Below are 13,723 nucleotides of genomic sequence, written 5' to 3' on the forward strand. Positions count from 1 at the left end.
AAAAATGACAATGCGCTATAAAACCCTGTCTATAGCAGGTTTCGATGGTTCCGGTGGGGCGGGTATTCAAGCCGATTTGAAAACTTTTTCTGCTTTTGGCTGTTATGGTATGACAGTGCTAACCGCGTTGCCGGTACAAAATACCCGTGGGGTTAAAGCTTGTTATGAGCTGCCTTTACAGGCTATTGATGATCAATTGCATACTATTTTTGAAGATATCCGCCCAGACAGTATTAAAATCGGTATGCTTTTTAAACGAGATATTATTGAGTTAGTAGCCCATTTCCTCAGGCGCTACGCAGCAGGAATCCCGATTGTCCTTGATCCCGTACTTGTCGCTAAAAGCGGCGATCGGCTGCTATTACCTGATGCCCTGGATACCATGAGATCAGTGCTTATTCCGCTTGCAACAATCATTACACCGAATTTACCCGAGGCTTGGGCATTAACTGGTGAGACGAATGCTGCGAGTGACACCATGCTGGAGCTAGCGCGAAAGCTGATTAAACTGGCCCCGCAAAATGTCTTATTAAAGGGCGGGCATTTATCCGCATCCCACTCGAATGATCTGCTTCTTAACCAAAATGGGGAGTTTTGCTGGCTAGAGGGAACCAGAATTAATTCAAACAATACACATGGAACGGGATGTACCTTATCTGCTGCTATCAGTGCGTGCCTGGCTTTAGGTATTGAGTTAAAGGAAGCGTGTAAAATAGCTAAAGACTATGTGTTTAAGGCAATAGACGCCGCGAAAAATGAGCAAATTGGCTTGGGACATGGGCCGGTACATCATTTTTATAATCTCTGGCACAAGCTGGACTTTTATAAACCTTGAGCGACTCTTGTTTAAGAGTTTGCTTTTTCCCTTACTTTAGAGCTATAACTTATTGGAGATAAACCAAAAGGATAGAGCAATGAGTACCTTTCTCATAGCGATTTTAGTCATCATTGTGTTACTCGTCTTCTGGGCGATAGGCATTTTTAATAGCTTAATTGGCTTAATTGAGGCGATTAATAACAATAAACGCCAAATTGATATTCAATTAGATAGGCGCTTCAAGGTATTTGAATCCTTAATTGAATCAGTAAAAAAATACATGGATTACGAGAAAACCACTTTGAAGGATGTCGTGGCGTTACGTAATCAAGCGCAGGCAGCCAAGGCTGCTGGCGATGAAAAAGCCCGGATGGCGGCAGAAAACGGGATTTCGCAAATTGCATCTGGCTTGAATGTGGTGTTTGAGCAATATCCTGACCTGAAGGCAAGTTCGAACGTTTTGCAATTGCAAGAAGAAATCGTCAATACTGAAAATAAACTGGCCTATTCCAAGCAAGCTTATAACGATAGTATTGAACGTTATTACGCGAAGAAAAAATCCTTTTTTGAATCCATGGTAGTTAGTTTTTTCCGTGATAAATTGGATAAAGTATTTGACTATTGGTCATTGCCTGATGATCAAATTAAGGCACGCGAAGACTATACCGTGAAATTTTGAGTAATTTATGGCTCTTTCTGATTATCATGCATCCGTAGGCAATTGGCGCGAGCAATTGCGCCGTAATGAACGCAGGACTTTCTGGGTAATTATGATTTTCCTTGCTGTTTATGCGGGCGTCGGTATGTTTGCGGATGTGGTTATTGTGCAGTCGCTCTATCCCCAGGCAACTTTGCAGCAGTGTATCTATGCTCTGGTCACCTGGCGTGTCATGCCTTATGCAACGATATTAATGATAGCTTTTGCAGCTATCTCCTTATTGGTTACCTATACGCTCTATGATCGCATTATGTTACTCGGTACTGATTCACGCGAGATTAACGAGAACCTTGCCCAAACGTTACAGGAAAAACAACTTTATAACGTGGTTGAGGAAATGAAGGTTGCAGCAGGCCTGCGGTATATGCCCAAGGTTTATCTCATTGAAGCAGACTACATGAATGCCTTTGCCAGTGGTTACAGTGAAAAATCAGCCATGGTCGCTATTACTCGCGGTTTAATGGAAAAATTGGATCGTGCGGAATTACAGGCCGTTATGGCACATGAATTAAGTCATATTCGCCATCATGACATCAAGTTGACACTGATGGTTGCAGTGCTAAGTAATATTCTGTTGATTGTAATTGATATTTTATTTTACAGCGTGATTTATCGGCGTGATCGACGTGAAGATAACCGCCTGGTATTGGTTATCACTTTACTACGGTATATCCTGCCTATCATTACAGTGGTTTTAGCGCTCTTTGTAAGCCGTACACGTGAATATATGGCAGATGCCGGATCCGTTGAATTAATGCGTGATAATGAACCCATGGCGCGTGCACTGCTGAAAATAACCCAAGATCATCAACAGCACGCTGAGCAATATAGCGGTCAATATGGGCAAACACCGCATGAACAGGTGCGGCATGCTTCTTACCTGTTTGATCCTTCCAGTATTGATCCGGTGAAATCATTTAGTAATGCTTTCTCTACTCATCCTTCGATTGATGAGCGTCTACGTGCTTTGGGTTTTAAACGCAAGAGTCCTAAAGAAACGAAGGAAGAGCCTCAGGAATAAATGGTATCAGCCTTTTGCTTCTTCGGGTTACTCAGCGTTGATGGCAGGCTACGCAACCATAGCCAGAGTTAAACAGGATTGCTTTGTCTGGATCAGAATGGTCTTTCTGAAAATTGGCAACATTAGCCTTCGCGTTCAAAATTCTTTTTTCCAGCATTTGGCGATAGGGCCAGGATGAATAATTTTTGGCAAGTTTGGCGTTTTGATAGATTTTGATACCGGTTTGCCAATCGCCGGCTTTCACTAACATATCGCCCATATTCATAAAAAATCCTTCAAAATTATGAGGGGCAACCCATGAATTCCAGCAAGCGCGCGCTTTACCTTGCTGCGTTTCACGAGCCATATAGGATTTGTAATCAGGATTTTTGCGGTCGACTTTCTTTTCTGCACACAAATCGAGAGTACGCCATTGCCATTCCAAGCCCTCTTTAAAAGAATCGGATTGCGGCGCTAAAGTACTCATTGGATAGCCTGCGGTAAAATAATTAAATTCCGGCCAATTAGCTATCGCGCGCTGCAAGGTAAAATAACCGCGCACTTCTTCGCGCTTATCATGAAAAATTTTGCCTTCAATTAATTGAGCATCCCCCAGGAAACCTTCGAAGACAGCATTGTGCGGATCAAGAATAAAGGCATCAGAAAAATATTTTTTTGCCAAGACAATTTCATTGGCAATTTTAGGTGATTCCTGGGGTAGGCGTTGCCGTTCCGTGATCTTCCAGATATGGGTAAAGCCTATATGGGCAGCAAGCTTGGGATCATTCGGATTTTGAAGATAAGCGGCCATCAATAAGTAATCTGCTTTGTTTAGATCGTCATAGCGTCCTTGATGCAAGGTATCCCAAAAAAAAAGTTCTGCTTTCTTAGCCAGTTCGCTATGCGATGGAGTAGCGTGCTTTTGTGGAGTAGTCATTAAGGCAATTCGTTCACAGCCTGTAAGACTTAACACAATGAGATTTAAGAGAATAAAAGAGAATCTCATCTGGGCTCTCCTTGGCAATTGACTCGTCTTTATAGCATCTAAACTTAATTATTGACAAGCCAAGGAAAGAATATGGGGGGCTATACAAATAATTTTTCATTAGCATCATAACCAGGAAATTCGGGATCTTTTAGATGTTTTTTGTCCTCTTCGTACTCTAATGGATCAAGAAGAAAAAAACGATCAGGCAGGTAATGTGAAGTGGCTACGGCTTTATTCGGTTTACTGGGCTTCGAGGCAGAGGTAGAAACAGAGACAGACGGCACTGGCACTGGAGGGGGAGCTACGGTAACAGGCACTTGCGCAGCCTTTTTTAATGCCTTGTTATAACGCGAGTCTTTAACAATAATAGCCAGAGGCAGTAAGTCATCAAAGGTTTGTCTCTCTACAATTGCTTTAACAGAGAACTCTTTAATACAGTTTTCAGTAAGAACGCTTGTATGATCTTCATAAACTAAATGTTCGTTTTTTGACAGGTTATAGTAATAGTGAAGATCCTCCAGCATTTCTTCCTTAGTGGGTCTATAATGGCCGCTTTCATTGCTGACTAAACACAATTTCCCTTTTTCAAAGACCAAATAACCTGCTGAAGTGACTTTTTTGCCATTACTTAGATAGGAGTGATGTGCAGTATCCTTTTCTTTGGCAGCAAAGAGAGCGCCTGACAGGGTTCGTACATAAAGATATTTACCATCAGGCATTATTCCATCAGCGAATGCAAAAATCCCTGTCTTATTCGTGTGTAATTCTGCCGCAAGTTTTAATAATACCTCGGGAAGGTAACTGGATTCTTCATAGTTGGCTTGTAATGCTCTTTGGCGTTTTCTCTCCGGACGACAATTATCTTTTAATGCAATCCCGCGGAGTCGGATATTATTCGCATTTTCTGAATTAAAGCTATCTGTTGGCATGACGTCTACTATGACTAACTAGTTTGCGTCATTTTAAAAAAGAATTATTAAGACTGTATTAAATTAGGTGTTTTTGGTTTTAAATTTTACTTTTTGTATGCTTACAGCCATTTCTTGCGTTTAAAATACTTAAAAGGTATCAGAGCTGATAAAATCATGAGACCAAGCGCTACGAGATAACCCCATTTGAAGTTTAATTCCGGCATGAAATGGAAATTCATACCATAAATACTGGCGATCAAGGTGGGTGGCAGGAAAATAACAGCCGCTACGGAAAATATTTTAATGATGGCGTTCTGTTCGATATTAATCATTCCCAGCGTTGCATCAAGAAGAAAATTGACTTTACTAGAAATAAAATTAGCGTGGTCGCTTAGTGCACCAACATCTTTGGCTAAAGTACCTAGCCTGATTTGCCCTTCACTATCGATTTGAGTACCGGCTGACTGGCCAAAGAAAGTAATCAAGCGATTAAAGGTAACCAGACATTCACGCGCTTTGGTGTTTAGATCCGCATTGGCACCAATGAGTTGAATGAGTTGTTGATAATCCGGTTTTTCAGCAGTTGGGGTTTGCTGTTGGCGAAAAATGGTATTGGAGGCTTCTTCCAAACGGTGGCCAACAGTTTCCAGCATATCGGCCAGTCTATCGACTGCCGATTCAATTAGTTCGATGAGCAGGTTAGCTGGTTGATGGAAGTTAATATCAATTTTTTGTACCTTTGCTATAAATAATTTAAAAGCCAGCGGTTCGATATATCGTATAGTAATCAGCTGTTGCTTGGTCAGCACAAAAGTTACCGCGTCATGTTTGGGATCCGGAGAGGCTGAGCGTGCAATCATTAACGCGGTCATAAACAGGGCTTCTTTGGTTTTATAGAGTCGGCTGGATAGTTCAATTTCAAGCATTTCTTCACGAGTGGGAATATTTAAATTTAAGAATTTTTCAATGAGTAGTTCTTCTTCCTTTGAAGGATGAAGTAAATCAAGCCAAATGGCATCGTTCAGTAAAGGAAGATTATTTTCAGTGATTTCATGAACTTGCAGGGCACCGTGATCCAGGTAGGCTGTAATCATCCGATTCTCATTTCTCATGCTGATAAATTAAGTTAATCTATTTAGCAGTGACAAGCTAGTCAACGGCTGAAATTTTTATTAATGAGGATAGGGCTTATTCATAGCCGATTTGTTTAGCTGCATGGGAAGGGTATAAACCGTATCAATTCATTGAAAAGGACAATCGGATGAACAAAATCTGCATCGGTATACTGTTATTTTTTAGCCCAATGATCGTGGCAAATGCGGCACAGAAATCAGTGCGTTGTGTGTTGCAGGGTTTAAAAGATCCCATCGCCTTTGTAGTACCGAGCAAAGCAGGAGATTTGCCTAAGATTGATTTTCCTTATGCGGTGAAGACGATACTGTTTAGTCTGAGAGATAAGAATTTAATTCTGGTGGCAGTCGATCAGGATGATGCTTCGCGAATGAGGCTCTTTCTTTCTGCGCAAGCCCATACCAACAAAAAACGCTATGAAGGCCAATTTATGACCGATTATGGTGGTAACCAACTGCAACTGGATAATGGGCCTGTTTCTTGTGAGATTAAATAGCGTGAGTTTCCGAAGAAGTCTAATAATACCTGGGGTCAATCGCTCAAGGACAGTTGGGTTGTGAAACCCAACTGGCTATTCCTCAATACTGGAATTAGATGCTTACTGATGGGCGTTCTATTGCAGGCGCGCCATGCTCTACGTTCTCAGCGGGGGGATCGGCTTCTGCTATTGTCTGAACTAACTCCGCTTTGTCAATTTGCTCGGCTATATGTTTTCTTAGTTCTGGAGGTAAACAGGGTTGTGCAAGATCCGCTATTTCAGACATAAAGAAACGAAGACGATTTTTCTGAAATAGAAGCTGTTTAACATAATTTAAATTTAAATGTAGCCCCATGTGTTTTAAACGTGTAGAACTCTCGTCTGTAAAAATAATCTTCTTTTGGAAATCACTCTCAGCGTCGTAGTCTAACCTTAAAATCGCTGCCAACTCCCTCATATCGTGTTCAAAAAATCTCTCTTGCATTCTGCCCGGCGCATACCGTACCTGATAAATAGGATTATTACTGATTCCAAAGAGTCCTATCTTGCCATCCCCTCTTAAGAAAAAGGTTGCTTGCTCAGTGAAGAGACGTGCATCAGATTCCATAAAATCACGTCCTCTTATCATTGCCCCTTCCCCAATTGCCATGAGATCCCCTTTGGTTATTTCATTGAGTATAGGAATAATTCTGGCCAACTCTATTTGGCGATCATTTTGAATAAGCTGTTTTATAAAGCCAAGAAGACAAAGGGTTTTACTTAGAGGTTCCCCTAATTCATCAGCCGGATTCCTAAGTAACATAGTTACTATTGACATAGTCTCTTGATAATCTGCGATATTACGGAAGGTTAAGATCGCTTTAAGGATTGCTTGAAATACATCCCGCTTATTCGTGAACTGGCCATGAAAATAATCGTGGAGGGGGCTTGGTAGTCTAGTTTGCCCTGTCTCCTTGTCTACAACAAAGTTGTCTTCCAGCCTCTTATGATCGACAGCAAAATAGTCATAGTTGGTAAGATAGGTAAAATCATCTTTGGTAAACTTGGTAAAGGTATTTATAAAATCCAACAGGGCAAGAGCCAGGATTCGATCTTTGGGTAACTCACAACAACGAGTCTCCATAGAAAATTCATTATGAATACCACCCACACAGGCATGGAATTTATATTCTTGTCTATTGTCCCCAATAATCGTTTTGAGGGTATCGCTTAAGTCCTGGAAGTGTGGATGAAAGTTCAGAGCCATACCTATATAGTCATTGTTGAAAAAGTAGCTTTTAGCCCGTGGTGCCCCATTGGCAGGCAACGAATCTGCTGGTTGTATGGAGGTAAGTTTTATTTGGATAATGCCCTCAGTCTCATAGATGCTAAAACCAAGAAAAGTCATTTCTAGATCCTTGAATTAAAAGGGATCATTTGATAACAATCAAAAAATTTAAAAAAACGAAAAATTATCTTCCCCTGATTCCTAAATGGAATGAAAGTCTTGTCGATGGTTAAAAATTTCTGGATAATCGAATTCCTCTCATAAAAAGCTAAATTGCTCTGCTCCTATGAAGCTAAATTACCGTCTGTTTAACGCAATTATTTTTGATTTTGATGGTGTCATTTTGGATAGCGAGCCGATTCACTACGAAGCTTGTAACTATGTACTAAAAGATATTGGCTTTAATCTTGATTACGAAGAATTTAAAAAAAGTTATTTAGGTTTAGCTGACAAAACATTATTTCCGCAATTATTGGCTAGTAAAAGATTGAATCTGCCATTGGATAAAATCGATCAAATGATCGATAAAAAACAAAATTATTTTACGTCTATCATTCGTGATAAAAAGGCATTGCCGGTTATTAACGGTGTGGCTCAATACATCAAACAAGCTGTTAACGCAGCAAAAAAACTTGCCATTTGTAGTGGCGCAGCCCAAAAAGAAATTTTAACCGTACTGAAAAAACTAGAGCCTGACATTCAGGTGTCTCATTTCAATACCATCGTGACAGCTGATGAGGTCCGCTATGGAAAACCCTCGCCTGAGGGCTATTTACTCACCGCGCAAAAATTAGGACTACTTCCTAATCAATGTCTGGTGATTGAAGACTCACCGCACGGCATTATGGCCGCAAAAGAAGCTGGAATGTCTGTCGTTGCTCTACTCACTTCCTATCAGGAAGCAGAGTTACTGAAGGCAGATTATATTACCCGTGATTTTGAAACCTTGGGGCTTGTTCATTAAGCTTTTTGGGTATCAATTTTTATTTCTTCATCGCCTTTGATTACCGCATTAATGCTCGTTGTATTAATAATGAATTCCTTTTAGGAGTTCCATTCAGAAAATCTTTCTCTTTATATAAATTAAATAAAAAGTAATAATCTTAATCAATAAGATTAATAAATGATCTTTTGTGCTAATTATTAGAGGAAGTCCCCTGATGAATAAACAACAGATATTGCTTGCAGAACAACCGGCAATTGATTTAATCGAACCAATCAGAAATCTTGGTGCGGGTATAACTGAGCTTGATTTGGCTGAAAACAAACTCGGATCCAAAAGCACAGAAGAAATTATTCAGGTTTTAGCGGCCATTCCTGATAGGATAACGTCACTCAATTTGTCTTGTAATGGTTTTGGTGAGAAGAGCATCGATGAAATCATTCAAATTTTATCGGCTATTCCCAAGACTGTAAGACATCTGGACTTTGGTGGAAATTTTTTTGACGAGCTAGAAAAAGGCGCTCTAGCGAGGATTCTTGCAGCGCTACCCCATACAGTCTCTTCGCTCTCATTAGTTGGGAATACTTTTCCCCAAGACGGTATGGAGTTAGCTCAAGCCTTTGCATGTCTCGGACCAAACCTCTTAACGCTGGATCTTTACTTCACAGCGCTGGCCAGGCTCTCAACAGAGCACTTAAAGCTATTAAAAAATTCGTTACCTTACGTGCAAATCATCTATTTAGAGTATGATGAGATGGTGACGATGGGGCCGGAAAAAGTGAGAATTTTAAATGAGGCTTTTCCCAACGCTGAAGAGATTATTGTGCTTGACGGTACTGCGGAAACAGCTGCTCTCGATGTGATCGGAAGAGCCAATTCGCTTAAAAAACTGGGGTTCAAAGTAAACGTACCGTCGCTTGTAAATCAGTGTGTGTTCTTTATAAATAGAGACGCTCCGAATCATGAGTTAGCTTCTCTTCCGGTAGAATTGCAGGAAAAGGTTAATATCCTCCCAAAATGCTGAGAAGTACCTTGATTAATAAGTGAAGGTACTTTTATTTAGAATTGAGCCATTAACAGGGGTTAATAAGGGTAAGAAAAACCATTTAGTTAACATTTAGATGGCGCCTTTAATTCAGGCCATATCCCTCCGGGTGCAAAATTTAGCTATATCTATACGAAGCCAGCTACTTATAACTATAAGTGCATTATTCCTACCTTGTTAGGGTTTGGATGACAGGAGGGGTTATTGTCAAGTAATAGAAAACAGCCTGGCACTCATTCAGGCTGTTTTCATGATTTTTAAAAGTTGCAAAATAAGACGAATTAAAATGAATTAACCTTTTCCTGTAATTCTGTCGGAAGAGAAGCTAACTCATGATTCGGAGTGTCTCTATTTATAAAGAACGCACACTGATTCAGGAGTGAGGGTACCACTGATTTAATCTCTTGTTTGCGAAGGAAGTTAGCCAGGACCAAATTGAGATCGTTGCTGTCGTTTAATGCGACGCCCTCCTTAATAAAAATAATATTCTCACGGGCAACGTTCGGGAAAATATCAAACAAGGCCGCTAACTTTTGTTCTGAAATGCTTGATACTTCATCATAAGATAAATAAATTTTGCGCAAATGAGGTAAGGAGTTTTTTAACTTAATTAAGCTTTTTAAAGATAAGCCACCTAACAGGGTTTCCGTTAAATCCATCGTTATTATGTTGGGAGAAAGGCCGGTGAAGGCTTCAGCCAGTTCGTCAGCTTCGCTTAGCCCAAAAGATTGTCGACTCAGGATGAGCTCACTTAGACCGTCTGGTATAGCCGCGAAAGCCCTTTTTAAAACGTTGCCTGGTAGTATATCCAGAAGATTGTAGCTTAAATCCAGGGTAGTTATCGTTTTGGGAATGGATGACAATATTTCGATTAAATGGTCGCCATTGCGATAATTAAGATGGTTGCTCGCCAAGCTAAGTGTAGTTACCCATGGTGGAATGGTTTTTAATACCTGAGTTACTTTGTCAATGTTTTTGAGCCCCAGGTAATTTTCGCTCAAATCAAGTCGCGTAGTGTCTGTGCTAAGGGTTTTTATTGATTTTGCCAAATTAACTTTTGAATCGTTTAGTTTTAAAGTTGGAAGACCGCTCATTATAAATTCCTCTGATTATATTCATGCAACAAAGATATTAACTGCTCTTTTTGGTTGCAATTGTTTCATTTAGAATTTAAATAATACAGAGAAAAATTGTCTTGGCTTGATTCCATTGAGGAATAGATAAAGGACGTTACCCATCCCTGGGTTGAAGCAACACGTTAACCACCAATGGCATTAACCCTTGTCTGTAACTCCTGGGGAAGGCAGTCGAGGTCAGCCATGCCAAAAGAACGTTTTACAAAAAAAGCGCTTAGATTAACGAGTGAAGGGGGTGGAATATTGAATCCTAATGTTCTAAGTAAATTGGTTTTTACAAACAAATTGGTGGTATCCGAAGGGCTGCCAATAATGTTGATACTTTCAATATTCGGAAAACTATCATGCAAGAGTCTCACCTTTTGGGGACCCATGGCCACCATCTCATCATAATCTAAAAAGACGGTTTTCAAGTAAGGTAGCGAGTTGTTTAACTGCTTTAAGGTTTCTAATGATAATCCAGATAATTCGGTGAAATACAAATCGAGAGTCGAGAGATTAGGGCCTAAGGTTGCAAAAGCCTGGGCTAATTCTTCTCCGTCTTGAAGAAAGGGATTTCCAACCAATGAGAGGAAATCCAACGTTGGTGGCACTCCGGCAAAAACCTGTTGGAGACCGCCCTGTTCCAATTCACCCAGTGAGTTTGCATCTAAATAAAGCTGTCTCACCGTACCAGGAATTTTAGCTAAAATTTTTACCAAGTCCTCGACGCTTTTTTTAGAAAGTTGATTGGAAGATAAATTTAATGAAGTAATCCACTCCGGTATGGATGATAAAATTTGCTCAATTTCTTCTGTACTCTTGAGTCCGAGTTCATTATCACTCAAATCAAGTTCCGTTGTTTCTCTGGAAATGTTTTGAATTGGCTCGTTTAAGTGAATTGCCGGTTGTTGGTCAATCGATATACGCAAACTGCTCATATTTTTTCCTCAATTAATCATTGATTTATGCATTTTGTAATTTAAATGGATTCCTTGATTTTTATTTTCGCATTTTAGATGAGAATAATACAGCGAAATATTGTCTGAAATCGATACCTGAAAGGAATGAGACTTAACGAGTCGGAGAGAATGGCCTGGGCGCGTTTTTAATGGTCTAACGGTGTCAGGTTATTAAAAACCGAATTACACGAGCCTTGCTTTTTCAAAGCCAGGCATTGTTATAATTAGATCAATAACATTGATGTTATCTTAGAACAAAGTGTCATTGGACTAGTGATAAATTTTAGAAGGTTATCAATATGAACACTGAATTACCGGAGCAGCTAACTGACTTGATCGTAAAAAGGTTAAGTGAGGCCAGGGACGATTTGAAAAAACAATTTTCCTTTGAGCATCCTGTAAAAGTTGCACGCCATTTCGCTCTGGATAATCTTCTTCCTAAGGAAATCGCAGAGGAAATCTATGCTAACTTTCCTAAACCCAAGGACATGCATGTATTAAGTCATCGTGGGGAATTAAAGCTACGGTATAGTCATCTAAAGGATACATCCAGTCTGATACAGGATATAAACAAGGCGATTCAAAACCCACGAGTGGTTGCTGAAATTGAAGCGATTACAGGGATCAAAAACCAAATACCCGATCCCTCGCGATTTGCGGGTGGTATCAGTATGTTACTCAAGGGATATTACATCAATCCTCATTTAGATAATTCGCATGATATCGATAAAAAATTCTATCGCACTGTTAATTTACTTCTCTATGTTTCACCGAATTGGAAGGAAGAAAATGGCGGCAATTACGAATTATGGGATCAATCACTTAAAAATCGTATTGTTGTTCCCTGTTTTTTTAATCGTCTGGTTGTGATGGAAACCAATCGCATTTCTTGGCACTCTGTTAATAAAGTCTTATGTGATGCCCCCCGCTGTTGTGTATTCAATTATTTTTTTTCCGAGCAATCACCGGCAGGCGAACCTTATTTAAATATTAATTCTTTTCTGAATCCCCTCTATAGACCTCGCGCTGAACAAAAAATTCGGTGCGCAATTGCTAATGTAAAGCATGCAATTTTGAACAAGATACGATAATACACTGGATAGGTGTAGCAACTGTCTTGAAATGGAAATTCAAAACAGTTGCTAAAGGGTACTTATTTAGTGCTGGTATAGGCTGGGCATGATGGGCAAAAGAGACCACAACCTGAAACGAGGGCAGTAGAGCCAACGATTGCTACTAAAAATAGTATTGTTTTCATGACATTTCCTTATTATTTAGTGCTCGTGTAGGCTGGGCATGATGGACAAAAGAGACCACAACCTGAAACCAGGGCAGTAGAGCCAACGATTGCTACTAAAAATACTATTGTTTTCATGACATTTCCTTATTATTTGGTGCTCGTGTAGGCTGGGCATGCTGGGCAAAAGAGACCACAACCTGAAACGAGGGCAGTAGAGCCAACGATTGCTACTAAAAATAGTATTGTTTTCATGACATTTCCTTATTATTTGGTGCTCGTGTAGGCTGGGCATGATGGGCAAAAGAGACCACAACCTGAAACCAGGGCAGTAGAGCCAACGATTGCTACTAAAAATACTATTGTTTTCATGACATTTCCTTATTATTTAGTGCTCGTGTAGGCTGGGCATGATGGACAAAAGAGACCACAACCTGAAACCAGGGCAGTAGAACCGACGATTGCTACTAAAAAGATGATTGTTTTCATTTATTAGCATCCTTGCATAAGTGTTGACATACATAGTATATATACAGTTTTAAAAATTGACAAATTGCATATTAAAAAGCACAAATGTTCTTTAAATGAAAAAGTTAATTGTGTATTGATACTCTTATTATAGTCTTTGTACGGATAAGTATTCTTCAGACTTGGATTGCAATAACAAGGGCGCTTAGAGTCAACGGTCTCTATAGAGTCTGTATTGAGGTATTGGCGTCCGGATCAGGTGAGCCCCTAACCCGGATTACCTTTAACTATTAGTAACAAGTAGCATCGTAACAGGTTGGGCAACAACGTTTGGTAACAACAGGTCTGGCAACCACGACTGTTTTACAGCAAGTACTGTCAACAACAGCAGTTCTTACATTTCCGCAACAGGGGGTGGCTACAACGGGTGAAACAGTATAATCGCTTCCAGCCATATCCATACAACCACAACCAGTTAGACTGACTACTATCGGTATCAATGCTATCCCTTTCATAGTTAACCTCTAGTTTAGGTAGGTAGCTTGAGTGTATATTATTTATTCTTTTTGCGCAAGTTTTGCCTATTTCGGGGTGAGGATACAAACGTGTCTATTGCCCTTTTTAAAGACATCCAACACCGAGT

Annotated in this window: 14 protein-coding genes; 7 read left to right on the forward strand and 7 right to left on the reverse strand. The window is 40.0% G+C overall.

The window, feature by feature from the left end:
* Positions 1–10 precede the first annotated feature (10 nt).
* The 3 genes from thiD to htpX all read left to right on the forward strand — a co-directional run bounded on the left by thiD (position 11) and on the right by htpX (position 2,556).
* Positions 11–835, forward strand: coding sequence for a bifunctional hydroxymethylpyrimidine kinase/phosphomethylpyrimidine kinase (gene thiD, locus DYC89_RS02140; RefSeq protein ID WP_115222624.1), 825 nt, complete (start codon positions 11–13; stop codon positions 833–835).
* Positions 836–914: 79 nt separating this feature from the next.
* Entirely contained in the window at positions 915–1,496 is a 582-nt protein-coding gene (locus DYC89_RS02145) for a LemA family protein (protein WP_058446875.1), read from the forward strand.
* A 7-nt stretch (positions 1,497–1,503) separates the two neighbouring features.
* Positions 1,504–2,556: a zinc metalloprotease HtpX gene (htpX, locus tag DYC89_RS02150; protein WP_058446877.1), complete on the forward strand. Its 1,053-nt coding sequence runs from the start codon at positions 1,504–1,506 to the stop codon at positions 2,554–2,556.
* A gap of 31 nt (positions 2,557–2,587) precedes the next feature.
* Here the strand turns inward: htpX and DYC89_RS02155 are convergent, their stop codons facing one another.
* The 3 genes from DYC89_RS02155 to corA form a co-directional block, all read right to left on the reverse strand.
* Positions 2,588–3,541, reverse strand: a complete 954-nt coding sequence (locus tag DYC89_RS02155) for a hypothetical protein (protein WP_115220290.1) — start codon at positions 3,539–3,541, stop codon at positions 2,588–2,590.
* An 80-nt stretch (positions 3,542–3,621) separates the two neighbouring features.
* Positions 3,622–4,452, reverse strand: coding sequence for a hypothetical protein (locus tag DYC89_RS02160; RefSeq protein ID WP_115220291.1), 831 nt, complete (start codon positions 4,450–4,452; stop codon positions 3,622–3,624).
* 101 nt (positions 4,453–4,553) lie between these two features.
* Positions 4,554–5,528 carry a magnesium/cobalt transporter CorA gene (gene corA, locus DYC89_RS02165; RefSeq protein ID WP_115220292.1) on the reverse strand — a complete coding sequence of 325 codons (975 nt, stop codon included), beginning with the start codon at positions 5,526–5,528 and terminating at the stop codon, positions 4,554–4,556.
* Between the two features lie 167 nt (positions 5,529–5,695).
* Here corA and DYC89_RS02170 point away from each other — a divergent pair, with 167 nt between their 5' ends.
* The gene (locus DYC89_RS02170) at positions 5,696–6,061 is read left to right on the forward strand and encodes a hypothetical protein (RefSeq protein ID WP_115220293.1); all 366 of its coding nucleotides are present in this window, start codon (positions 5,696–5,698) and stop codon (positions 6,059–6,061) included.
* Between the two features lie 94 nt (positions 6,062–6,155).
* On the opposite strand, the gene DYC89_RS02175 is transcribed toward DYC89_RS02170, so the two are convergent.
* On the reverse strand, positions 6,156–7,430 hold the full coding sequence (locus DYC89_RS02175) for a hypothetical protein (protein ID WP_115220294.1): 1,275 nt from the start codon (positions 7,428–7,430) through the stop codon (positions 6,156–6,158).
* Between the two features lie 166 nt (positions 7,431–7,596).
* Between DYC89_RS02175 and DYC89_RS02180 the strand changes: the two genes are divergently transcribed.
* Together DYC89_RS02180 and DYC89_RS02185 are read left to right on the forward strand one after the other, a co-directional pair.
* A complete protein-coding gene (locus tag DYC89_RS02180) occupies positions 7,597–8,274 on the forward strand; it encodes an HAD family hydrolase (RefSeq protein ID WP_245953932.1) in 678 nt (225 codons plus the stop codon).
* Between the two features lie 196 nt (positions 8,275–8,470).
* Complete coding sequence (locus DYC89_RS02185) at positions 8,471–9,277, forward strand: hypothetical protein (RefSeq protein ID WP_115220295.1); 807 nt, start codon at positions 8,471–8,473, stop codon at positions 9,275–9,277.
* A 302-nt stretch (positions 9,278–9,579) separates the two neighbouring features.
* Here the strand turns inward: DYC89_RS02185 and DYC89_RS02190 are convergent, their stop codons facing one another.
* Both DYC89_RS02190 and DYC89_RS02195 read right to left on the reverse strand, forming a co-directional pair.
* The gene (locus DYC89_RS02190) at positions 9,580–10,392 is read right to left on the reverse strand and encodes a hypothetical protein (RefSeq protein ID WP_115220296.1); all 813 of its coding nucleotides are present in this window, start codon (positions 10,390–10,392) and stop codon (positions 9,580–9,582) included.
* Positions 10,393–10,556: 164 nt separating this feature from the next.
* On the reverse strand, positions 10,557–11,354 hold the full coding sequence (locus DYC89_RS02195) for a hypothetical protein (RefSeq protein WP_115220297.1): 798 nt from the start codon (positions 11,352–11,354) through the stop codon (positions 10,557–10,559).
* 320 nt (positions 11,355–11,674) lie between these two features.
* Here DYC89_RS02195 and DYC89_RS02200 point away from each other — a divergent pair, with 320 nt between their 5' ends.
* Complete coding sequence (locus tag DYC89_RS02200) at positions 11,675–12,466, forward strand: 2OG-Fe(II) oxygenase (RefSeq protein WP_115220298.1); 792 nt, start codon at positions 11,675–11,677, stop codon at positions 12,464–12,466.
* 904 nt (positions 12,467–13,370) lie between these two features.
* Here the strand turns inward: DYC89_RS02200 and DYC89_RS16385 are convergent.
* On the reverse strand, positions 13,371–13,595 hold the full coding sequence (locus DYC89_RS16385) for a hypothetical protein (RefSeq protein ID WP_131753200.1): 225 nt from the start codon (positions 13,593–13,595) through the stop codon (positions 13,371–13,373).
* Positions 13,596–13,723 lie beyond the last annotated feature (128 nt).

Origin of the sequence: Legionella donaldsonii (assembly GCF_900452385.1) — a bacterium.
In the GTDB taxonomy this organism is placed as follows: Bacteria; Pseudomonadota; Gammaproteobacteria; order Legionellales; family Legionellaceae; genus Tatlockia; species Tatlockia donaldsonii.

What these genes read in the sequence shown, in the direction of transcription:
- thiD (WP_115222624.1), top strand. Translation starts at nt 11, where the DNA reads ATGCGCTATAAAACCCTGTCTATAGCAGGTTTCGATGGTTCCGGTGGG.
- DYC89_RS02145 (WP_058446875.1), top strand. Translation starts at nt 915, where the DNA reads ATGAGTACCTTTCTCATAGCGATTTTAGTCATCATTGTGTTACTCGTC.
- htpX (WP_058446877.1), top strand. Translation starts at nt 1,504, where the DNA reads ATGGCTCTTTCTGATTATCATGCATCCGTAGGCAATTGGCGCGAGCAA.
- DYC89_RS02155 (WP_115220290.1), bottom strand. Translation starts at nt 3,541, where the DNA reads ATGAGATTCTCTTTTATTCTCTTAAATCTCATTGTGTTAAGTCTTACA.
- DYC89_RS02160 (WP_115220291.1), bottom strand. Translation starts at nt 4,452, where the DNA reads ATGCCAACAGATAGCTTTAATTCAGAAAATGCGAATAATATCCGACTC.
- corA (WP_115220292.1), bottom strand. Translation starts at nt 5,528, where the DNA reads ATGATTACAGCCTACCTGGATCACGGTGCCCTGCAAGTTCATGAAATC.
- DYC89_RS02170 (WP_115220293.1), top strand. Translation starts at nt 5,696, where the DNA reads ATGAACAAAATCTGCATCGGTATACTGTTATTTTTTAGCCCAATGATC.
- DYC89_RS02175 (WP_115220294.1), bottom strand. Translation starts at nt 7,430, where the DNA reads ATGACTTTTCTTGGTTTTAGCATCTATGAGACTGAGGGCATTATCCAA.
- DYC89_RS02180 (WP_245953932.1), top strand. Translation starts at nt 7,597, where the DNA reads ATGAAGCTAAATTACCGTCTGTTTAACGCAATTATTTTTGATTTTGAT.
- DYC89_RS02185 (WP_115220295.1), top strand. Translation starts at nt 8,471, where the DNA reads ATGAATAAACAACAGATATTGCTTGCAGAACAACCGGCAATTGATTTA.
- DYC89_RS02190 (WP_115220296.1), bottom strand. Translation starts at nt 10,392, where the DNA reads ATGAGCGGTCTTCCAACTTTAAAACTAAACGATTCAAAAGTTAATTTG.
- DYC89_RS02195 (WP_115220297.1), bottom strand. Translation starts at nt 11,354, where the DNA reads ATGAGCAGTTTGCGTATATCGATTGACCAACAACCGGCAATTCACTTA.
- DYC89_RS02200 (WP_115220298.1), top strand. Translation starts at nt 11,675, where the DNA reads ATGAACACTGAATTACCGGAGCAGCTAACTGACTTGATCGTAAAAAGG.
- DYC89_RS16385 (WP_131753200.1), bottom strand. Translation starts at nt 13,595, where the DNA reads ATGAAAGGGATAGCATTGATACCGATAGTAGTCAGTCTAACTGGTTGT.